The organism is Aurantibrevibacter litoralis (assembly GCF_034651555.1).
Lineage (GTDB): Bacteria > Bacteroidota > Bacteroidia > Flavobacteriales > Flavobacteriaceae > Aurantibrevibacter > Aurantibrevibacter litoralis.
The window spans coordinates 15,090-38,876 of record NZ_JAYEEQ010000011.1; the positions used below are offsets into that span (position 1 = coordinate 15,090).

Consider the following 23,787-nt stretch of genomic DNA (forward strand, 5'->3'; position numbering starts at 1 on the left):
ATGTACTTTATGAGCTCAAAATTACGGCTTGTTTTTTCAATTACCATATTTTTTGTTTCCTTTTACGGTTTTTCGCAGGTGAGCTACTGGCAAAAAAAGAATGTAAATTCGGTAGTATTCACCCCGCACTTAGCCCATTTAGAGGGTACAAACGCAACGGTGTTTGCGTTTCAGGAAACTCAATTTTTAGGAGCCTTAAAGGGCGTAGGTACCGCAAAGGAATCGACCAAGACCCTTTATTTTCCGAATGCAGATGGGGTTTTAATCCCATTTCATGTGGTAGAAACTCCGGTAATGGCTCCGGCATTGGCTGCCAAATATCCGCAAATACGCTCGTACACCGGCTACGGTTTAGGTAATAGCAAGCAAAAGATACGGTTTAGCGTTTCGCCACGAGGCATCCAAAGTATGATGGTGCATGCAGACCACGGGGCCAATACGTTTATGCAGAGAGCCTCTAACACAGGAGGTGATTATGTGGTGTATAGGAAACACGACGGTAGTGTAGATAAGGATTCCTTTTTATGCAGCACCGAAGCCAAATTTCGGCAAAGAGAAGGTTCGGCTTCCGCAAAACTAGTGGAAGATCAGGCACTGCGTAAATTTAGAATTGCGATTTCTGCATCTGGCGAATATACGGTGTATCACGGGGGCACCGTAGAGGGTGCATTGGCAGCTATTAATGCCAGTATAACCCGAATTAACGAAGTCTTTGAAACCGACTTAGGGGTAACTTTGGAATTAGTAGAAAATACCGATTTGGTCATTTTTACGGATCCTGCCACCGATCCGTATACCACTAATTTAAATGCGCAGGCTCAGAATACCTTAACGAATAGTATTGGTGAAGCCAATTACGATATTGGCCATTTGTTTCATCAAGGCACAAATAATGGTAATGCAGGAGCTATTGGAACCGTTTGTGTCGATAATTTAAAAGGAAGTGCCTTTGCTTCCGGAGTAAATCCGGAAGGAGATATTTTCGATCTCGATTTTGCAGCACATGAGATAGGGCATCAATTTGGTGCTAACCACACCTGGTCTTTCGAGTCCGAAGGCACCTTGGTTCAAGTAGAACCGGCTAGTGGCACTACGGTTATGGGCTATGCCGGAATTACGGGAATTAACGATGTGGCTTCTAATGGAGATGATTATTTTCATTATTTCAGTATAGTTCAGATGGCTGCCTATTTGTCTACCGCAGCTTGTGGGGAAACCATACCTCGGATTAATAGCACTCCGGTTATTACTCCTAGCGGAGATTATGTGATTCCTAAAGGCACTGCCTTTGTGCTTACCGGAAGTGCTACTGATCCGGATGTAGACGATGTGCTTACTTACGCATGGGAACAAATAGATAACGGTATTGTTACCCAATCTACCTTTGGACCTACCCGCCCCAGTGGAGCTAATTTTAGGTCGTTAAAACCGTCCACAAGTCCGCAGCGCTATTTCCCCCGACTATCTAGAGTGCTTCAGGGCAATTTAACGCAGACGAATCCTGCAAAAGGATCTGCTTGGGAAACGGTGTCTACGGTAGAACGCCAACTAAATTTTGCTCTTACCGTTAGGGATAATGCTATTGGGGGCGGCCAAGTGACTTCAGATTTGGTGGGTGTTTCCGTAGTCAATGGTGCAGGCCCGTTCTTGGTTAATTCTCAAAATACCGAGGGCATCAGTTATGAAACCGGATCTGTCCAAGAAATACAGTGGGAGGTGGCCAATACCCAAAATGCGCCGGTAAATACCCAAACAGTAGATATTTTTTTGTCTGTGGACGGAGGTCTGTCATTTCCAATTCTTTTAGTGGAAAATGTTCCTAATGACGGCAGCCATTCGGTACTCCTTCCCGGCATACCAACAACGGCAGGCAGGATCATGGTAAAAGGACACAACAACATCTTTTTTGCGGTAAATGCCGCTGCTTTTAGTATTGTTGATTCAGAAATCGTGTTAGGTTTTGAGTCCCTAACCCATACCCTGTGTCAGCCCAACGACCTTGTTCTGCCATTTTTGTTCACTGCTTTTGACGGGTTCAATGAAGCAATTTCCTTTTCGGCTTTAGGATTGCCCGTTGGACTCAGTGCCAACTTTTCGCCCGTAACTACCACCGTATCCAATACGGAAGTACTTCTTACGTTATCTTCCCCGGAAACCGTAGCACCGGGCGTGTATCCAATTATTGTAAGAGCTGAAGGTGCCACTGTTGTTAAAGAAGTACTACTGAATGTAACAGTGTCAGAATCTAATTTCTTGGATGTACCCTTGCTTTTGCCGGCAGATGGCGCTACAGGCATTTCTGTGCAACAAATTCTGGAATGGGAGGCAAATCCGCTGTACACCGCCTATGACATTGAGTTGGCAATGGACATGGCCTTTACAACGGTTATAGAAGCCGCTACGGTACTTTTTAATTCGTACACGCCGGTAAACCTCTCCGAAAACACTACCTATTATTGGCGTGTAAAACCAAAAAATGCCTGTGGGGAGGGTAGTTTTGGGTCGCCGTCTCAATTTACAACGGTCGCTATTAATTGCAAGACTGTTACCTCTACCGAAGTGCCTCGTAGTATATCTTCTATAGGGACACCTAGGGTAGTTTCTAAAATAATGGTTTTGGATGATTTACCGGTGGCAGATGTAAATGTCAGTTTGGATATTACCCATTCATTTTTGGCCGATTTAGTCGTCACCTTAACTTCTCCAGAAGGAACAACCGTAACGCTTATCTCAAATTCTTGTGGTGATCTCAGGGATATTAATGTGCTTTTTGATGATGAGGGCATTGCCTTTGTTTGTGGAACTACCCCCGGCATTTCAGGTGTTTTAAAGCCACTAGGATCTTTAGCTTCTTTTAATGGTGAATCTACACAGGGCGAATGGATATTGGAAGTTTCGGATACCGCTCCGGCCGATGGCGGCACGATTAATTCTTTTTCTTTGGATATTTGTGTAGAAGGAAATTTTAGACCCGATGCGGATAATGATGGCGTTTTTGATGATGGCGATGATTTGTGTTTGGGCACTCCTGAAGGTACGGAGGTAAATTTGCAAGGTTGCCCCGTGTTTCGATTGCCTGTAGATAACTTTTTAATTTCAGTACAAAGCGAATCCTGTAGAAGCAGCAATAACGGAATTATAAGTATTGCAGCAGCGCAGGTATTAGCCTATACCGTGACTATTACGGGCAACGGAAATACAGTAAATGCCGATTTTACTGAAAATTACCGCTTAGAGAATTTATCGGCGGGCAATTATGCCATTTGTATCCTAGCCACGGACGGCATTACACAATACGAGGAAGTTTGCCTAGAAGCTAACATTCGAGAACCCGACCCGCTGAGCGTATTTACCGCACTTTCTACCGAAAATAGGCAACTAACCCTGAGTTTAAACGGGGCCAGTATTTATAATGTTGGCTTAAATGGAATTACAACACAGACCCAAACGTCCCAAATTACACTGGACTTAAAAGAAGGGCTAAATACGCTAAAAGTAACTACAGATCTTCTTTGTCAAGGAAGTTTTGAAGAGTCTATATTTATATCTCTTAAGCCCATTATATATCCTAATTCTGTGACTAATTTGGCCAGAATACAGTTCAATACTGTGGTTACCGAAGAAATTACCGTTCGTGTTTTTACCAATGAAGGTCGGTTGCTTCGCACCGAAAAAAAGGTAAATTTTGGCAGGGAAACGGTACTGGACGTAAGTGAGTTGCCTGCGGGCATGTATCTTATAACCCTAAAAGGCACGGGCATTAATGAAACGTATAAAATTATAAAACGATAATCCTTTGTACAATATGGCTTTTGGGGTTGCGCCTAAAAAAATGAAAAGGATACCTAACCGAAACATCTTGGGCATCTTCATTTTCAATTTACGGAAGTGCTCACCATGAACTAAAATCATAATGACTAAAGGGCTCAATGAGGGAGTAATTGAGGGAATGACAAATAAATTTTGATCAATGGAATATTTCGGAAACTCGGAGCTATTGAAACATCACACGAAAGGCTTTCTCAGTTTCAGAAAATACCCGATAGAAGTCGTACTTAAAAGCTACGAATGGGCAAAACAACAAAGAACAGAAGGAAACTGTGTAGTTTGTGGGAATCACTCCTAAAAATCCCTGCCTACGTATAGCCGAGAACTGTTATGGGTCATGCCTTAAAAACTGTGAAAACTTGGGGCATACGGTGCTATTAAATTTTGAAAGATAATTATGTTGCACAGTAAGATTAAGAATAAAGAAACAGGACTGTTGTTCTATGGAGTAACACCACCAAAGGAAAATGTGGATAAACAGAAGATGAGAACAATTGCCGACAAACAGATTTCTCGATTAGAAGGAATTGAAATCGACGGATTAGTTTTATATGATATTCAGGATGAATCATCCAGAACAAACGCACCAAGACCATTTCCCTTTGTGCCAACGTTATCCCCTGATTATTATAGTGATACATATTTAAGGGATTTAAATATCCCTAAAATTATATATAAAAGTGTTGGAAAGTATTCTTCATCTGGATTTAAGGACTGGATACATAATGCTAATAATAAAATTGCTTGTTCCGTTTTTGTTGGTTCTCCCTCTAAGATTCAAGATTCGCGCCTTTCGCTTAATGAAGCCTATAAGATACGGCAAGATTTAGATGCAACACTTTTAATGGGTGGAGTTACAATACCTGAGCGACACTACAAAAAAGGAGATGAACATATTCGCCTTTTAAATAAAATTGACAATGGATGCAGCTTTTTTATATCACAATGTGTGTATAGCATAAATAATACAAAAGATTTCCTGTCAGATTATTACTATCTTTCCGCAGAGCGAAATGCGGATTTAGTCCCAATAATTTTTACACTAACACCATGCGGTTCTTTAAAAACCCTAGAGTTTATGAAATGGTTAGGGATTGATATTCCTAAATGGTTGCATAACGATTTAAAAAATGCGAAAGACATTTTATCAGATTCCATTAATGTGTGTAAATCAATAGCTACAGAGATAATTGATTACAGTAAAACTAAAAATATTCCGATTGGATTTAATATTGAGAGTGTAGCAATCAGAAAGGATGAAATTGAAGCATCAATTGAATTGCTAAAAGATTTAAAAGGCCTTATGAACAAATAAAAGGCACTTACGCACAACCATAAATACACGTAATGCGGGGGCAATTTAGTAAATTTATACTTTAATACAGCTACGAAACAACGTAGCTGTTTGATAGTGATGTGCCTTGAAATCCCTGCCTGCGTATAGCTGAGCACTGTGTAAACACTAAAAAATGAAACTTATGAGACCATTTTTAATCCTTTTTTTGATGTTGGTAATCTTTGGTTGTGGCAAAGATTCGCCTCCGAAGGAACCGGAAAGTGCCCTGTTGGTATTTCCCTTAAAAAATTCGGAATGTACAACGGGCGAAGAAACAAATCTGATTAATACTAGTTTGGTAGAATTTCGATGGTCTGCCGCCAACCACGCAGACAGTTATGAATTAAGAGCTACAAATTTGCAAACCAATACAACGCAAACTATTAATGTGGCAGCCACGGCGGCGAAGTTACCGCTAATGAAAGGAGCTCCTTATTCCTATTCCGTAATTACCAGAAATGCGAGTACTACAGCATCGGTAAGTAGTGAAACGTGGCTTTTTTATAATGCGGGTTTCCAAACCAATTACCCTCCTTTTCCGGCGGCTGCCCTTGCGCCGACATCAGGTGCTACAGTAGCGAAGGACATTAACAACGAAGTTTTGCTAAATTGGGAAGGAGCCGATGTAGAAAATGATATTACCGAGTACGAGGTGTATTTTTCAGAAAGCAACCCGCCGGAGACTTTGGTGGGAAGCACCACGGCGACCAACTCCCAACTCCGAGTTAGTGTAGCGGCACAAACCAGCTACTATTGGCGAATTGTTAGTAAAGACGCTGTAGGGAACACCTCTAATTCCGGTGTTTTTGTATTTAAAGTATTGTAAATTAAGTGCCATTAAATTGGTTCATGGTGCGTTGAACGCCAGAATGCACAAAGGAATCAATAAGAGCTACACATTTTTGCAAACGTTCAGGTAATGCTATTTTCTCTTCCTCATTCCATTCACTAAGGACGTAATTTACCTGTTTTCCGACATCGAAATTAGCACCTACCCCGAAACGAAGACGATTGTAGGAGGTGGTTTGCAACTGCTGCTGTATGTCTTTTAACCCATTATGTCCTCCATCACTCCCCTTTGTTTTTAATCGTAACGTGCCAAATGGAAGGTTGATGTCATCGGTAATCACCAGCACATTTTCTAACAGAATTCGCTCTTTGTCCATCCAATATTTCAGCGCCTTTCCACTCAGGTTCATATAGGTTGAGGGCTTAAGAGCCAGCACAGTCTTTCCTTTTATCTTAAAGGAGCCTACCGCACCTAATTTCTGGGTTTCAAAAATAAACTTGAAATGCTCCGATAACGCATCGGCCACTTTAAAACCAATATTATGCCTTGTTTCGGAATATTCCAAACCAATATTTCCAAGACCAACTAGTAAGAATTTTTTCATAGGATTTGTTTCTTCTGAATCTATAGCACTCGTATTAAAAATTGATTTTAGGAATGGCAACATACCGTACATGTACTTCAGAAAATAAAGAAAATAATTAGTGTAATGTCTATTTAATCAGCACATAGCGCCGCATTTTATAGTATTCCGTTGCTCAGATTTCTAAAGTTGGAGCTAGACCTTAAAGCCATACCTCAACCTGTACTAAAGGACACTACCTGTTATATTTCTTAAAAATACAAAAGCATCTACCGTTTGGCAGATGCTTTTTTAAAAAATTCATTATTTTTTACTCGGTTGCTTCTGCCGCAGTTTCTGTGGCAACCGCTTCAGCACCTTCTTCTACTTCATCTTCATCATCTGTTAAAACAGCGTTACGTGCTGCTTTCACCTGTACAACCACAGTGTTATCCGGATGCAAAATGGTGAAGGCATCATTTAACAAGGTACTTACGGCGATATGCCCGCCAATCTTTAATTTTGAAATATTCACATTAAAGAAATCGGGTAAGTTGTCTGGTAAAGCCTTTATGGTTAGTTTACGCTTTCTAAACAATAATCGGCCACCGTTTCTTACACCGGGCGAGTTCCCTTCCAATTTTACAGGAATATCCATCGTTACCGGTTTATCGCTAAATAACTGATAAAAATCGGCATGAATAATTTTGTCGGTAACGGGATGAAACTGAATATCTTGCAACACCGCATTTAATTTTTTTCCACCTTCCAAATCAATTGTCGCCGTATGTGCGTTTGGGGTGTACACTAAATCTTTAAATGCAATTTCATCTGCTGAAAAGTGTAATGGTTTATCCCCTCCGTACAGTACGCAAGGAACCTTTCCAGCATTACGTAAGGCTTTTGCTGCTTTTTTGCCCACGCTTTCTCTTTCTGATCCTTTAATTGTAATTGATTTCATTGTTTTTATTTAACTATTAATAACTAATACATATTTGAAACCTCCAAAGACTACATTAAAAACTTAGAACTTATAGAGGTATTGTGGTGTACGCGGTGCATGACATCGGCAAACAAATCGGCACAACTCAATACTTTTACTTTCGAACTATCCTTTCTACTGGGGATAGAATCGGTAATAATCAATTCGGTTAATTTCGATTTTTCAATTTTCTCATAGGCATCTCCGGAAAGAAGCCCATGCGTTGTGATGGCTCTAACACTTAGTGCCCCTCTTTCTATCATAAGATCTGCCGCTTTGGTGAGTGTGCCGGCGGTGTCCACCATATCATCAACTAAAACCACATTTTTTCCTTGCACATCGCCTATAAGTTCCATCACAGAGATTACGTTTGCTTTTTCCCGTTGTTTGTAACAGATAACCACATCGCATTCTAAGGCCTTTGAATAGGCATAGGCGCGCTTAGAACCACCCATATCCGGTGATGCTATAGTTAGATTATCTAGTTGTAAACCTTTTAGATAAGGCAGAAATAGGGTAGAGGCAAACAAATGATCTACAGGTTTTTCAAAAAATCCCTGAATTTGATCTGCGTGCAAATCCATAGTAATAATACGGGTTGCGCCGGCAGCTTCCAGCATTTTCGCTACCAGTTTTGCCGCAATGGGCACTCGGGGTTTGTCTTTTCTATCCTGTCTTGCCCAACCAAAATAGGGAATTACTGCGGTAATATGCCTCGCTGAGGCTCTTTTGGCAGCGTCCAACATCAACAATAATTCCATAAGATTTTCAGAACTTGGATTGGTAGATCCTATTAAAAAAACCCTGGCACCCCGCACCGATTCTTCAAATGAAGGTTGAAATTCTCCATCGCTGTATCTAGAGAAATCGACCTTGCCCAACTCCGCACCAAAAGACTTAGCTATTTTTTCGGACAATGCAGCACTCTGTGTACACGTAAAAATTTTCGGTTCGGGAACGGAATAAGACATACGTAATGCGTTGTTAACTAGTTTCTTGACACCTCTTTGGTCTAAGGAGGTGCAAATTTAGAAATTTATTTGGCTTGCTCAAGGATAAATCTTTTTATTTTTAAACGAAACAATGAAAATATTTTTTAATTTTGCAAGCCCTCTATAAGACCTTAGGGTTGAAAATTACGACGCCGAAATGGAGTGTGGTGGCCATACAAAAATGCCTTGGTGGCGGAACTGGTAGACGCGCTGGATTCAAAATCCAGTTCTTCGGAGTGTGGGTTCGATTCCCACCCAAGGTACCATTAAAAACCTGTCACTTTTTTTGACGGGTTTTTTTGATGTATCACACTATTCTACCATCTAAAAGATGGATTACTTTTGATCCGTATGTGGCGTTTTGTTCTGAATGTGTAACCTGAATAATGGTAACCCCCTCACGGTTTAATTGACCAAATAACTCCATAATTTCTTCACTTTGTTTGGAATTCAGATTTCCCGTGGGTTCATCGGCCAGAATCAATTTTGGATTTGCAATTAAGGCTCGTGCAACCCCTACCAACTGTTGTTGCCCACCACTGAGTTGTGCCGGAAACAGATCTTTTTTCCCGACAATATTGAACCGATCTAGCATATCGGCTACCATAGCTTTTCGTTCGGCTCCCTTGAATTTTTTATACAAAAGGGGCATTTCCAGATTTTCCTGAACAGTTAATTCATCCAACAAATGATAGGATTGAAACACAAAACCTATATATTCTTTGTACAGGCTGGACCGGTGTTTTTCTTTTAAGTCATGAACCGATTCATGCAGGAAATGGTATTCCCCTTCATCAAAAGTATCGAGCATCCCGATAACATTCAGTAACGTAGATTTTCCTGAACCGGAAGGCCCCATAATGGAGATAAAGTTGCCTTCTTCCACTTGAAGATTAATGTCCTTTAACAAAAAGATACGTTGCCCACCTGAGTTGACCCATTTAAAGATGTTGTTTAATTGTAGTAGCATAGTTTTATAGTTTATTTTTTAAGCTCCCCTTATTTCCCCAACTAAGGTTTCCTACCAAACGCCTGCGCATTCAATCCCTCCGTCTCCGCAAGCTGAGCCACCTCCCTTTGGGAAAGGGAGGAGCTTTTTTTTGCCAATACCGTTTATATTTTCACTGTCCTTTTTTTGGTTCATCCCTCAAGCTCCCCTCTTTTAATAAAGAGGGGAATGAATCCGCCTGTGGCGGAGAAAGGGGAGATTTCTGCTTCAAACATGCTCTCTGATACCTCCGTCTCCGCAAGGGGACACCTCCCTTTAAAAAAGGGAGGAGCTGTTTATTCGTTTGTGCATTTATTCTCCTTAAAATTCTCCCTTATTTCCATAAGAACAGAACTTAAATTATCAAATACCATTTTGTTCTCGAACCGAATAACTATGAAACCTAAACGTTGTAAATAATCCGTTCGTTTTTCGTCATACTCCGCAGCGGTTGCGTTTTGATGGACTTCCCCATCGAGTTCAATAATCAGTTGATCGGAAGCCAAATAGAAATCGACAATATAATTTCCGATACTATGTTGCTTGGCAAACTTTTTTCCATCCAGTTGTTTCCCTTTTAATTGTTCCCAAAGAAATGCTTCTGCAGGCGTCAGGTTTTTCCTGAGTTCCCTTCGAGATTCTAAGAATTCTTTTTTGTTATGGAGCTGTATTTTTTTCATTGTGTTTTTTCATTTTTAAGGCTCCCCTCTTTTAGAAAGGAACGAGCTTTTCTTTATCTATAACACGTATGTTTTCGTTATACTTCTTTTTGCTTCTTTCCTAAAGCTCCCCTCTTTTCCAAAGAGGGGAATGAATCCGCCTGTGGCGGAGAAAGGGGAGATTCTTACTGTAAACATGTTCCCAGTCCCCTTCTTAATCCCTCCGTCTTCGCCGCGGCGAAGCCACCTCCCTTTGGGAAAGGGAGGAGCTTTTTTTTGCCAATTTCTATGTCTTCACCATATTCCTTTTTATTTCTTCAAACATACTCCCCTCTTTTCCAAAGAGGGGAATGAATCCGCCTGTGGCGGAGAAAGGGGAGATTTCTACTGCAAACATGTTCTCTAATCCCTCCGTCTCCGCAAGCGGAGCCACCTCCCTTTGGGAAAGGGAGGAGTTTTTTTATTCGTCCCTAAGTGCATCTACGGGGTTGGCCATAGCCGCCCTAAAACTTTGCCAGCTAACGGTAACCAAGGAAATGAAAAGAGTTACACCACCGGCGATAATAAACATCCACCAACTAATATCAATTTTGTAGGCAAATCCTTGGAGCCACTGGTACATGGCATAATAGGTAAATGGAGTAGCCACTACAAAAGCAATGAACACCCATTTTATAAAATCTCTATTGAGCATTATCAGTATTTCTGGAATTGTAGCACCATTGACCTTGCGGATACCTATTTCCTTAACCTTGCTTTGCGACACCAGTAATGAGATTCCCAACAGACCTATAGAACAAATAAACAAAGAAATTATAGTGAACAAGGTTAATAAATTGGCTTGTATCATTTCCGTTTTATATACTTTTTGGTACATGGCATCAACATAATCATAGGAAAACGGATAGTTAGGAAACATACCTGTCCAAACCTTTTGAATATAGGCAATGGCTTCTTTCTCCATCTGAGGGGTATAAGATACTACAATATTGGATAGCCAACTGTTTTCTCTTTTGAATAGCACTAAGGGTTCTACTTTAAGGTGCACTCCAGACAAGTGAAAATCCTTTACTACCCCTACTATTTTACCGTCAGGTAAATCTACTCCTTCAACTGGAGAGAGGAGTTTAAAACGTTTCCCAATTAGGTCATCAGAATCTTGGTACCCCAAATAAGGTATGGCCGTTTCATTTAAAATGTACTCGCCATTACCTTCCTCGTCCTTATTTTTTTCTGAAAAGTTTGCGCCACTTAGAAATGTAAGGTCAAAAACATGGGCAAAAGAATAATCACAAGCAAAAACACCAATGGGTTTTAGATGGTCTTCATCTTTGGGTTGCCCCTCCATTTGGAACAAAAACATATCATGGGTTTCACCTCCTGGGGCATCCATCATGGCAGAAACCGATTTTATCGTACTTCGTTGTAAAAGTTCTGATTTGAATAAAGGGAAATCCTTTTGTATATCAGTATGCACGGGTCCGATGCTAATAATGTTACCCTGCGCTGCACCCATGGCATATTTTAGGGCAAATGTATTCTGTTTTGAAATGACAATTACGGCAACCAGCAGCATCATCGCGAAGGCATATTGCGCAATTACTATTTTTTTATGTGATTTAATGGTACCCTTTGTCTTTAGGGATTGACTTAAAGGAAACCGATTTATGCGTTGCCTTAGGAGGGATTGAACACCGGTAATAATACTTAAAAAGCCAAACACAAAAAAAAGGCCTAGGACAAAAGTACCGTTTCCTTTTAGAAGATTTATGTGATAGCGTTCTAAAACCATGTTATTGATTATACCTATGGTCAATGCTCCGATAGCAATTGCAAGTAGCACAACAATGAGGCTTTCGGTGAGAAAATAGTTGAAATTTATACGTTTTGACGACCCCAATATTCTGTTTAGGGCCATAAACCGAGTATAGAAACCGGCCATGCCCAGATTTAAGCTTGCATAATTACTCAATGCAATAAACAATAATATCAATGCAGCCAATGAAAAAGCATAAAGCGTAGTCATAGATCCGTTGGGTTCTATTTCACGGAACAAATTGGAATGTAAGTGGATATCTTTTACGTTTTGAAGGTGGGCAAAGGTATTCGTTTCCGCAGCTTCATTCTTGCGCGCTGTCATGAGTTGCGATAAGGTTGCGGCTACACTTTGTGCATTGGCATTGTCGCGTAATAAAAGATACGTATAGGCCCAACCCCCAATCTTATCACTTCCGGGAGCAAGCAAAACATCCGGATGAAAATGACTGTTCTGTGGAAAATCTCTTATAACACCTTTGATTATAAAATCATTTTTTTCATTGTTAAAGTGACCTTCAGGGATGGTGATAATCCCTCCAATTGGATCGGAATCTCCAAATATTTTTTGCGCAAAAGACTCGGAAATGACCACAGCTCCAGGATCCGAAAAGACAGAAGCTTTGTCGCCCTTCACTAATTCGGTATCAAAAATTTTAAAAAAAGTGCTGTCACTCCAAAATGCCTGCTGTATTTCGTAGAACTGATTTTCATGCATTAGCAAACCACCTCTATAAGGAGAAAGTCGTACAAATGACGCAATTTCCGGAACCTGGGCAGTCCAATCCAAGACTTCTTCCGAATTAAAGATTCGGGCAAAATGAGCATCTTCAAAGGCTGTCGGGTCTGTGGTGGTCAGTCTAAAAATCCGCTCGGACTTTGCATAAAAATGGTCGTAACTGAGTTCATTTTTTAGAAATAGGGCAATGAATACTACCCCTATGAGACCGAGATAAAGCCCCGTAACTTTTATCAAGTTTAAAAACGGTCTTTTCTTTATGTTTCTTAGTGCAAATTTTAAAAGCATCATAATTCTTTTTGTATTAGGTATTTCTAGGGAGTATTGCTATTCCTCACGCAACGCGTCTACCGGATTGGCCATTGCCGCCCTAAAACTTTACCGGCTTACTGTTAGCAACGCTAAAGACAAGGCCCTCATCCCCGCCAAGTTTGAGCCACCTGCCTTTACTAAAGGGAGGAGCTGTTTTTTGCCAATACCGCTTATATTTTCACTATCCTTTTTTTGGTTCATCCCTCAAGCTCCCCTCTTTTCAAAAGAGGGGAATGAATCCGCCCGTGGCGGAGAAAGGGGAGATTTCTACTGCAAACATGTTCTCTAATCCCTCCGTCTTCGCTGTGGCGAAGCCACCTCCCTTTGGTAAAGGGAGGAGCTTTTTTTTACCAATTTCTATGCCTTCACCATATTCCTTTTTATTTCTTCAAACATACTCCCCTCTTTTTTAAAGAGGGGAATGAATCCACCTGTGGCGGAGAAAGGGGAGATTCTTCTTGCAAACATGCTCTCTGATCCCTCCGTCTTCGCTGTGGTGAAGCCACCTCCCTTTAAAAAAGGGAGGGGCTTTTTTTTATTCGTCCCTAAGTGCATCCACCGGGTTGGCTGTAGCTGCTCTAAAACTCTGCCAACTAACTGTGATCAAGGCTATTGTCAAGGCACTAATCCCCGCCAAAGCAAAAACCCACCAACTCATGCTTGTTTTATAAGCAAAGCCTTCCAACCACTTGTTCATGGCATACCAAGAGATGGGGACGGCAATAATAAATGCCAGTCCAATCCATTTCACAAAGTCTTTATTTAAAATGGATAAAATTTGTCCAATAGTTGCCCCGTTAACTTTTCGGATGCCAATTTCTTTTTTTCGTTGCACCACGGTATATGAGGTAAGTCCAAAAAGACCCAGCGAGGCAATTAGAATGGCAAGAATTGTAAATACTTGAAATGCTTTTGCGAATTTTCGGTCTTCATTGTATTGAGCTTCAAATTTTTGATCTAGAAAGGTGTAGTTATAAGTACTCTCTGGAAATACTTGATGCCAAATTTTGTTCAATTCTTCCAGAGCTACCGAAGTCATGGCAATAGACTCAACCTGTTTGTTGAATTTCACTATAATCTTACTTGTATTTCTGCTTTGCCTGATTATAATGGGTTCCACGGGAGACTTTAATCCGAAATGGTTATAATCCGTAACTACTCCGGTAACGATCCAATCCACATTCCAGAATTTTATAGTTTTCCCAATTACATCTTTCATATCAACAATGCCCATAAAATGAGCCATTTTTTCATTAATGACAACATTTGGACTCGATGTCTGAGACGTTCGTTTAAAGCTTTCCCCGGCAACAAATTCCATTCCTATCAAATTAAAATATTCCGGGTGGACACCATAGTTATACCAAATGCGTTTGACATCTTCTCTTCCATTGGGAAAAGTTATACCAATATTTGAGTTCATATTTGAAAAGTCATCGCCTGGATAAGTCCCTGCTCCTGCCACTTCAGCTACATATGGACTTTTTCTTAGTTCCTCCATAAGTGTTTCATACTTATTTTCAAATAGAGAGTCTGCTTCATTAGTCAGTATTTGGCCGTTCAGTGCTACTAGCTGGTTGAGATTAACCCCAATAGGCCTATCTTTTAGAAAGCGTATTTGTTTATTTGCAACAAAAGTTCCGGTCAGCAGGGCAATGGTTGCGATAAACTGCCCTATGATTAGTACTTTTCTAAAATTAAGCCCGTTTTTTGAAGTCTGTAACTTTCCTTTCAATACTTTTGTTGGGCTATATCTGCTTAATACAAATGCCGGATAAAAAGCAGCTATTGAAGCACCCAATAAGAGCATTCCACAATAGGGAATAATGCCATGTAACTGGTTGCTATCGAATCCTAAGTCCTGTTCTACGAATCTACTGAAACTCGGGAGTAAGATATAAACAGCAATTATCGCCAATATAATAGCCATAAAATTCAACAAGGCGGACTCTATCAAAAATTGTAAGATAAGTTGTGGTCTTTTTGCCCCTACCACCTTACGGATTCCAATTTCCTTAGCCCGTTCCAAAGATTTACTGCTAGAAAGACTCATGTAATTCATCCAACTTAATAATAGGGTAATAAAGGCAATAATAGCTAAAAGTTTGATTGCATTGGCACTGCCATTAGTCTCGGCTTCATATGGTTTATTAGAATTCAAATGAATATCTTCCAAGGGTTCTAAATGGTGCCTTTCATTTTTTAGACCTTCAGGACTAAAAGCCATTACCTTTTGATTGAGCAAATCAATCTCAGCATTTTCATCTAACTTGATGTAGGTATAGTATTCATTTTGGTTCCAAGTAAACTCCCAATCATTTTGGAATAGCTTCCATGAATAAAAAGTTTGGAAAGAAATAAGAAAATCATTTTTTAAATGCGTGTTTGGGTTATTCTTGGCCATGATTCCGGTAACCTTGAAAGTGGAGTCATCAGTGCCTGCAATTTTAAGAGTTTTGCCCATCGGGTCCTCGTCACCAAAAATCTTTTTGGACAAAGAAGTACTCAAAACTATGGAATAAGGCTCGTTCAAAGCTGTACCCACATCGCCTTTTTCTAATTTACGGTCAAAAATATCAAAGAATGATGGGTCGGTCAATGCACCAGTATTTTGATCAAAAACCATGTTATTGTATAAAAGAACCATGCCCTGCCTACGTCGAAATCTAGTAAAATCTAAAATCTCAGGAAACTCCTCTTTCAATGTTGGCCCACTTACTATATAGGCATTGGCATCTCCTGGAACATATTCACCACCTTCCAGATAATCCATATAAACCCGATACACATTCTCCGAACCTTCGAATTTATCATAACTACGTTCATAATTCACATACAACATAATTAGTACAAAAGAGGCCACACCCACAGCAAGTCCAAAAATATTGATAAAAGAGTACAGTTTGTTCTTGAGCAAATACCTTGTTGCGATTTTTAAGAATAGTACGTACATAAGGTTATTTTTAATTCAACGTTATTCCGTCCGTAAACTTTTTACGGGGTTTGCCTTGGCTGCTTTTAAACTCTGCCAACTTACCGTTAATAAAGCTATTACTAACGTTATAACTCCTGCCAAGGCAAAGACCCACCAACTAATTTCCGTTCTGTAGGCAAAACCTTCCAACCACTTTTGGGCGCCATAATAGGTAAATGGCACTGCAATGATAAAGGCGGTAAGCACCCATTTTAGAAAGTCCTTATTCAGTAGATTTAAAATTTGAGAGACCTTTGCCCCGTTTACTTTCCGTATTCCTATTTCCTTGGTTCTTTTCGCCATGGCAAATGAAGCTAGGGCCAGGAGACCTATACATGATAGAAGTACTGCCAATAGGGAAAACCAAGTGATCAACGTATTCACCCGTTCGTATTCCTTATAATAGGCATTCAGTTTTTCATCTGCATAAAAGTGGGTCAAAGTGGCATCGGGCAACAAGGATTGCCATTTTGCCTTCAATAACTCGATTGCTTGAAGGGAAGCCCCTTTCTGAGCCCTTATGGCCAAATAATCCCAATCGGTGTAATTCTCCTGCTGCGCATAAAAATGGGCCAAAGGCTGCATGTTGTTCTGCACTCCTTGATAAGTGAAATCATCTATAGTCCCAATAACCCTATAGGCCTGTCCATTTTCACTTCCTTCCCTTAAAATCTGTTCCTGTGCCGTATCAAAACCTAATTTATCCATGGCGGTTTTATTGAGAACAATGGTATTCTCCAATAGAAGCCCGTCTTTCTCAAATCCTTGGCCATTTTTAACGGGGATACCCATAGTCTTGAAGTAGTTCTCTCCCACATAGGATTTTCTTAGGTAAATCGTAGTCTGAGAAGATTTGCCTTCTACATAAAATGTATTGTAATTTTCATCATAATCCCCGGGAACACTTCCTGTAAAACTTACCGAAGAAACCAACGGACTAGCTTCCAATTCCTGCGCCAAGACTTTTAGTTTTTGGGATGCCGCTTCCGTATCGGGATATTGCCAATAGTCCGTCTGCAAGACTATCGTATTTTCTGCGTCGAATTTCGGGTCTTTTTCGATCATAAAATCAATCTGTTTTCGAACAATTAAGGTTCCTGAGATCAACATTATGGCAATGACAAACTGAACAACGATGGAAGCGTACTTGGAGAAACCGGGCTTGTGTTGGGCCGTAACTTTTCCATGCAGGTTTTCGACCAATTTACTTCTAGACCACAAAAAAGAGGGTACCAAGCCCGAAAAGAGACCTACAATGGCCCAAATACCTAATACTAATGTCCCTAAAAATATGGGGTCATACGAGCCAATGGAAAGATTGGTTTCAAACAAATTATTAAAAGAAGGTAGCAATAAACCGCTCATAAGCAATAATCCAAAGGCCAATGAAATGAGACCTACCACCAAAGATTCCACCATAATCTGACGTACAATATGCTTTTTTGTTGCCCCGTGTACTTTTTTGATTCCAATTTCCTTAGTTCGGGACAAAGAATTGGTAACCGTTAAATTGATAAAATTGACAATGGCAATGCCCAAAACTCCCAAAGCGATAAAAGCCAGTATGATAATTAATGTTTGGTTGGACTCAATCTTGGCATGATAATCTGCAAAAGGCAATAAACTCAGTTTTGTAGTGCTTTCCCCCACCGGAAGGAAATTTTCTTTTACGATTCGCTCAAGTTTGTCCGATATTACATCTGGGTCGATGCCATCCTGCAAAACCACATAGGATTCTGAAAACGTATTATACCAGTCATGAACTTCCACTATCCAGGGGGAAAGGGTTTCGCCGGTTTCATAGGAAGCTATCACATCAAATTTTACCGAAGAATTTTCAGGAATATCAACGACCCCTTTCACGACCAAATAGTTTTCAGAAAACCCTACCTGCAATTCCTTGCCAATGGCCGAGGCGGTACCAAAGTACTTTTCGGCTATGGGTTTACTTATGACGACACTAAACTTATTATCCAAGATATTCTTTGCATCACCTTCCACAAAAGGAAAGGTAAATACCGAGAAAAAACCTTTGTCGGCATAAAATACCTGTTCAGGAAAGGCTACATTGCCATGGCTCAATCGATGACCGTCCCAATTAAAAACCCTCGTTCCGTTGACGACTTCTGGTATTTCTTCCATCATTTTAGGCAGTACAAGCCCTTTGGTGGCAGTACCATCACCATCTTGATATATCTCCTGTATCCGATATATATTGGCCAGATTAGTGTTGAAATGATTGTACGTTACATCATTGTACACATACAGCGCCAATACTAAAAAGGAGGCTATGCCAATGCCTAGTCCCACCGTGTTGATCAAAAACGTTACCTTGTTCTTCTGGACGTTTCTTAGAAAGAGCTTTAAATGTTGTTTTAACATAATACTTTGTTCTTTAGAATTACTACATCACTTATTGAATGTTTTTACAACACCCTTTTCCAATACCTATCGGAATCGCTATGGCGGAGCCGTTTTTTGCTCATAACATCTTATTTTCACTTAACAACTTTTTTAGTCTTCCCCTTAAACTCCCCTCTTTAAAAAAGAGGGGAATGAATCTGCCTGTGGCGGAGAAAGGGGAGATTTTTCTTGCAAACATGTTCTCTAATCCCTCCGACCCGCCCTTGGCGGGCCACCTCCCTTTGGTAAAGGGAGGAGCTGTTTTTTGCCAATTTCTATGCCTTCACCATATTCCTTTTTATTTCTTCGAACATACTCCCCTCTTTAAAAAAGAGGGGAATGAATCCGCCTGTGGCGGAGAAAGGGGAGATTCTTCTTGCAAACATGTTCTCTAATCCCTACGTCTTCGCTGCGGCGAAGCCACCTCCCTTTGGGAAAGGGAGGAGCTGTATTATTCCGTCCTTAAGCTTTTCACCGGATTGGCATTAGCCGCTTTTATCGCCTGGAAACTTACTGTAATAACCGTGACCAGCATGGCGCCGATTACCGCCAAGGCAAAAATCCACCACTCCAATAGAATATGATACGGATAATCCTGCAACCAGCCGTTCATGATATAATAGGCAATGGGCACGGCGATAAAGCAGGAGATAACCACCAGTTTTAAAAAGTCCTTGGAAAGCATGTTCCATACATTAAATACGGTTGCTCCCAATACTTTCCGTACCCCTATTTCCTTGGTGCGTTGTTCGGCCACAAAAGAGGTGAGTCCGAACAACCCCAAACAGCTGATTAAAATGGCCAGGGCCGTGAAAATTCCGGATAGGGTGCCAATGCGTTCCTCAGAGGCAAACTTTTCTCCATATTCAGCATCTACAAAATCATAATCAAAAGGAAGATCCGGAAAGTGTTCTTTAAATACCCTTTCTATGACCGCAATGTTCTGACTTGCACTTTGATTGGGATTTAGGCGCAGATTGTAGTAACTGGAATTATTGAATTTATCAAAGACATATACACCTTGTTTTACCGGTTCATAGGGCGATTGAGTAATCATATCCTCTACCACCCCAATAATCGTCAACGGTGGATTCGGATCTTCCTCATCATCGTCTTTGATTAATTTCCCTATCGGATTTTGAAGTCCCATGTATTTTACTGCAGTTTGATTAATCAGCACCGCATTGGAGTCCGTTGCGAACTCCCGTGAAAAATCCCGGCCTTCAACAATTTTCATTCCTAAAGACTTTGCATATTCCGTAGATACTTCTGTCCACGCCAAATCTTCCTGAAATCCTTCCGGTTTTCCTTCCCATTCAAAACCACCACGATTGGACCAGATTTCGGTGGTCGGGGCACTGGAAGAAGACATTTCTAGAACTGCATTAGAGTTAATAAACTCAGTACGCATCAAGTCATACTTTCCTTCAAAATCTTGACTAAAGGTGGGGATTTGAATAAGGCCCTCTTTTTCATATCCCACAGGACGGTTCTTGGCATGGTTAATTTGCTGCATCACAATCACAGTACCGATAATGAAAGCCACTGAAACCGTAAACTGTACTACCACTAAAATTTTTCTAGGTAGCCCGGCATATCGGCCTGCCTTAAAGGTGCCTTTAAGAACATCCACAGGTTTAAAAGACGAGAGGTACAATGCGGGGTAGCTTCCAGCCACTAGGGCGGTGAATACAATAAAGGCCAGCGAACTAAGCCAAAAAATGCTACTGGCCCAGGGAAAAGAAATTTCTTTTTTAGAGAGCTCATTAAAGCCGCTTAAAGAAATGAGTACTATCCCTACTGCAAGAATGAAGGCGAATACGACAACCAAAAAAGATTCACTCAAAAACTGGTTGATTAATTGGTTTCTTTGTGAACCAATCGATTTTCGTATGCCGACTTCCTTGGCTCTTTTTTCGGACCGTGCCGTACTTAGGTTCATAAAGTTAATACAAGCCAAAAGCAATACAAATGCCCCAATAATCCCAAAAAGCCACACATACTTTATACGTCCCCCAACCTGTTTGCCGTTTTCAAAATTACCGCGCAGATACCACTCTTTCATGGGAAAGAGAAATATTTGCGGGTTGAATTCGGCGGTATCCTGATTTAAATCCTTTTTTACATTGCGAATGACATCCGTAATCTTTTCCATTGTGGTATTGTCCGCAATCTCCACAAACATCTGGAAGGAGTTATTGCCCCATTGGTCTTCGGCATTTTTCATCCATTCCTGAGTGGCAATGAGTTTGTCCCATGGCATTAAAAACTCCGCATCGTGGAAGGAGTTATTAAATGGGATGTCCTCATATACTGCACTGACCATAACATCGTACTGATTATTCACTTTAAGGGTCTTTCCTATGGGTTCTTCTGCTCCGAAAAGCGCATTTGCCACGGACTCAGAAAGCATCACGGAATTTAACTCCCTCAAACCGTCTTTTTCCCCTTTTAAAATTTTCAAGTCCAATAGTTCAGGACCGGCTTGTTGCATGAAATTCCCTGTTTTCGAAAGGCTTTTGTCCTTGTATTTAAGATATCTGGAGTTGTTCCAGGAAGACATGACAAGGTGTTTGAAATTATCTGCATACCCGTCTCTCATAGCCTTTTCTAAAGGACGAGGGATGGCAGGACCTGTACCGGTATTTCCATTAAAAGTTTGGGATTGAAACACTTGGGCGATTCTCTCCTTTTTGCTAAAGTAATTGTTGTACGATAATTCGTCCACCATCCAAAGTCCGATTAAAAGGGTAACGGCCATGCCCAGAGCAAGACCTCCAATGTTAATGACCGAATAGCCTTTGTTGTTCTTTAAGTTCCGCCAGGCGATTTTAAAATAGTTTTTAAACATAATGATTGATTTTTTTGATTGATGATTTTGTTTTTGACCTCCCCCTAACCCCCTCCCAAGGAGGGGGAACGGTCTGCCTATTTCTGTTTTTTGTTTCAATTTAATTCCTTCCTCTTCTCTCTCCCCTTGGGGAAGGGCTGGGCTGGGGTTATTCCGTGCGTAAACTTTTGACAGGGTTGGCTAATGCCGCTTTAATTGCTTGATACCCAACCGTGGTCAAGGCAATAATCATCGTTGTTAAACCCCCAATAAGAAATACTACCCAAGTTATATTGATGTGAAATTCATAATTTTCAAGCCAGTGCCCCATAAAATATCCGGCTATAGGGGCTGCAATTAAAAAGGCTATGGATATCAGTAGTATAAATTCTTTAGAGAATAGAAAAACAATGTTGTTTCTTGTTGCACCCATTACTTTGCGAATACCCGCTTCCTTTAATCGTTTCATGACCATAAAAGAAGCCAAACCGTACAATCCTAAACAACTCAAGAATATGGCAATGGCGGCAGATAGTTTATACATTTTGGACAAACGTTTTTCACCTTCATAATAAGCGGCAATCTTGTCATCCAAAAATTCATATTCAAAAACATAATCCGGAAAAGTGTTGTTCCATAATGTTTCAATAGCTTTTATGGATGCCATTGCCCTATGTGAATTGATTTTGATTCCAGCTATACCATATCTCGTTTTTTGAGCGAACATAAAAACACCTGGTATGCCGTCTTTTAAAGAAACACTGTGAAAATCCTTCACAATACCAACTACTAAACCATTTGCATCACCAAGATCTACTTTTTTATTCAATGCATCCGATGGGTTACTTATACCCAATTTTTTGGCTAATGTTTCGTTAATTATAAACTCTAAAATACTGTCCGATTCTATCAAATTACGCCCTGCGACCAATTCCAGTTTATACGTATTTAAAAACTCCGGGTCTATTCGCTTACGAATGGAATAGAAATCATTTTCTTCAGTAGCATTATCAAATGTAAATTTCCCCCAAGAATTTCCTATTTCCATAGGGGTGCTAGAACTAAAACTTGTACTTTCCACTCCAGAAATAGCGGTCAATGCATTTCGCAAATAATCAATTTTTTCTATTGAAATACTATCGGTAGGAATGGACACATTAACCACCGCATCCTTACTAAAACCCAATGGTTGGCTCATGAAGTAATCCATTTGTTGTACTACTACAATGGTACCTATAATTAAGGTTTGGGCTATTATAAATTGAAAGATCACAAGACCGCGCCGCATTGAAATTCCTCCTGAGCTTACCGTAGTCACTTTACTTTTTAAAGCATTGATTGGGTTAAACCTAGAAAGCACAATGGATGGATAAAACCCTGCCAAAAATGTAACTGTGATCGCGATCACGACCAAAAACAATGCTATTTCCATCCAATTCACCATACCAAAAGATAGGGGTAGGTCTATCAATGTCGCCAACCATTTTAATGAAACAAATGATACTAGCAAGGCCAATATCACAGCTAAGATTACTATCATAAAGGTTTCAGAAAGGAACTGCACTTTTAATTGTAGCTTATTGCCCCCCAATACTTTGCGTATGCCTATTTCTTTGGAACGATCTACTGTTTGTGCCGTTGATAAATTAATGAAATTGACGCATGCAATAAGTAAAATAAATCCAGCCACAATCCATAATACATTGATCATTTTAGGGCTTATGCTTTTGCCACTAAAATTTCCAGATTCGGTATCAAAGTGAATTTGGTCCAATGATTGTAAAATATGCGTATCTTCATTATCGGTCACTTTATTTTGAACTGAAAGTGCTTTCAGTTGATCATTTACGGAAGAAGTCGATACATTGCTTGGCAATAAAACGAAGCACCCAAAATTGCCATCGGTCCCATCCCAGTTATCGGAATTTAAAAACTGTGAGGTGTAGCCTGTACCGTAAGAAATCAACAGCTTAATTTGAAGATCGGTGTTCTTTGGAACCTCCGCCAAAATACCAGTAACCTTTAGAATCTCGTTATTGTTCCATTTAACGGTTGCGCCCATCGCCTCTTCCCAAGTGCCAAAATACTTCTCCGCTATTTCTTTGGATAGTACAACAGTATTTAGGTCTTTTAAAGTTGCAGGCGTACCCGCAAGCCATGTAAAGTCAAAAATGTCAAATAAATTGGGTTCCGAAATAAAGACACCTTCCTTTTCCTTAAACCTTTTAGCCAGATTTCCATTCTTGTCTAAAACAGCTATTTGAGTGTTGTTTTCCTTATAAATGGCTGCGACCTTTTCTACTTGGGGAAGCGAATTTTTAATGCCTTCTGGCAGCGCATATGCCGAGGAGGACGCATAAAATACTTCGGTGTTCGGATGATGATACTCTGTCAATACACGATAGATACGGTCTTTTTTACTATGATAATCATCAAAACTTAATTCGAATTGAATCACAATAAATATGATTAAACAAACCGAAATACCTAAGGCCAACCCCCCAATATTGATAAGGGTATACCCTTTTCTTCTGACTAAATTTCTTATTGCCAATTTCAGATAGTTCCTAATCATAT

14 protein-coding genes and 1 tRNA gene are annotated in these 23,787 nt (G+C 40.3%); 5 read left to right on the forward strand and 10 right to left on the reverse strand.

Translation table 11 applies throughout. The annotated features are described in order from the left end of the window. The first annotated feature begins 9 nt into the window (after positions 1–9). The 3 genes from U1E44_RS10355 to U1E44_RS10365 all read left to right on the forward strand — a co-directional run bounded on the left by U1E44_RS10355 (position 10) and on the right by U1E44_RS10365 (position 5,990). Positions 10–3,792, forward strand: coding sequence for a zinc-dependent metalloprotease (locus U1E44_RS10355; protein ID WP_322931010.1), 3,783 nt, complete (start codon positions 10–12; stop codon positions 3,790–3,792). A gap of 433 nt (positions 3,793–4,225) precedes the next feature. Continuing rightward, positions 4,226–5,143 carry a methylenetetrahydrofolate reductase gene (locus U1E44_RS10360; protein ID WP_322931011.1) on the forward strand — a complete coding sequence of 306 codons (918 nt, stop codon included), beginning with the start codon at positions 4,226–4,228 and terminating at the stop codon, positions 5,141–5,143. 163 nt (positions 5,144–5,306) lie between these two features. Further along, entirely contained in the window at positions 5,307–5,990 is a 684-nt protein-coding gene (locus U1E44_RS10365) for a hypothetical protein (protein WP_322931012.1), read from the forward strand. 1 nt (position 5,991) lies between these two features. On the opposite strand, the gene pth is transcribed toward U1E44_RS10365, so the two are convergent. The 3 genes from pth to U1E44_RS10380 form a co-directional block, all read right to left on the reverse strand. Continuing rightward, the gene (gene pth, locus U1E44_RS10370; protein ID WP_323673880.1) at positions 5,992–6,621 is read right to left on the reverse strand and encodes an aminoacyl-tRNA hydrolase; all 630 of its coding nucleotides are present in this window, start codon (positions 6,619–6,621) and stop codon (positions 5,992–5,994) included. Positions 6,622–6,847: 226 nt separating this feature from the next. Next, a complete protein-coding gene (locus tag U1E44_RS10375) occupies positions 6,848–7,477 on the reverse strand; it encodes a 50S ribosomal protein L25/general stress protein Ctc (protein WP_322931014.1) in 630 nt (209 codons plus the stop codon). 50 nt (positions 7,478–7,527) lie between these two features. Then, positions 7,528–8,469: a ribose-phosphate pyrophosphokinase gene (locus tag U1E44_RS10380; RefSeq protein WP_322931015.1), complete on the reverse strand. Its 942-nt coding sequence runs from the start codon at positions 8,467–8,469 to the stop codon at positions 7,528–7,530. 204 nt (positions 8,470–8,673) lie between these two features. Here U1E44_RS10380 and U1E44_RS10385 point away from each other — a divergent pair. Next, positions 8,674–8,756: transfer RNA gene (locus U1E44_RS10385), tRNA-Leu, on the forward strand. A 41-nt stretch (positions 8,757–8,797) separates the two neighbouring features. Here the strand turns inward: U1E44_RS10385 and U1E44_RS10390 are convergent. The 5 genes from U1E44_RS10390 to U1E44_RS10410 form a co-directional block, all read right to left on the reverse strand. Next, positions 8,798–9,460 carry an ABC transporter ATP-binding protein gene (locus U1E44_RS10390; RefSeq protein WP_322931016.1) on the reverse strand — a complete coding sequence of 221 codons (663 nt, stop codon included), beginning with the start codon at positions 9,458–9,460 and terminating at the stop codon, positions 8,798–8,800. Between the two features lie 314 nt (positions 9,461–9,774). Then, positions 9,775–10,158, reverse strand: a complete 384-nt coding sequence (locus U1E44_RS10395; RefSeq protein ID WP_322931017.1) for an endonuclease domain-containing protein — start codon at positions 10,156–10,158, stop codon at positions 9,775–9,777. Positions 10,159–10,597: 439 nt separating this feature from the next. Continuing rightward, positions 10,598–12,982, reverse strand: coding sequence for an ABC transporter permease (locus tag U1E44_RS10400; protein ID WP_322931018.1), 2,385 nt, complete (start codon positions 12,980–12,982; stop codon positions 10,598–10,600). 556 nt (positions 12,983–13,538) lie between these two features. Next, a complete protein-coding gene (locus U1E44_RS10405) occupies positions 13,539–15,956 on the reverse strand; it encodes an ABC transporter permease (RefSeq protein ID WP_322931019.1) in 2,418 nt (805 codons plus the stop codon). A gap of 21 nt (positions 15,957–15,977) precedes the next feature. Continuing rightward, a complete protein-coding gene (locus U1E44_RS10410; protein ID WP_322931020.1) occupies positions 15,978–18,359 on the reverse strand; it encodes an ABC transporter permease in 2,382 nt (793 codons plus the stop codon). A gap of 38 nt (positions 18,360–18,397) precedes the next feature. Between U1E44_RS10410 and U1E44_RS10415 the strand changes: the two genes are divergently transcribed. Next, positions 18,398–18,775: a hypothetical protein gene (locus tag U1E44_RS10415; RefSeq protein ID WP_322931021.1), complete on the forward strand. Its 378-nt coding sequence runs from the start codon at positions 18,398–18,400 to the stop codon at positions 18,773–18,775. A gap of 56 nt (positions 18,776–18,831) precedes the next feature. On the opposite strand, the gene U1E44_RS10420 is transcribed toward U1E44_RS10415, so the two are convergent. Continuing rightward, positions 18,832–21,231: an ABC transporter permease gene (locus U1E44_RS10420; RefSeq protein ID WP_322931022.1), complete on the reverse strand. Its 2,400-nt coding sequence runs from the start codon at positions 21,229–21,231 to the stop codon at positions 18,832–18,834. A gap of 148 nt (positions 21,232–21,379) precedes the next feature. After that, positions 21,380–23,785 carry an ABC transporter permease gene (locus U1E44_RS10425; protein ID WP_322931023.1) on the reverse strand — a complete coding sequence of 802 codons (2,406 nt, stop codon included), beginning with the start codon at positions 23,783–23,785 and terminating at the stop codon, positions 21,380–21,382. Positions 23,786–23,787 lie beyond the last annotated feature (2 nt).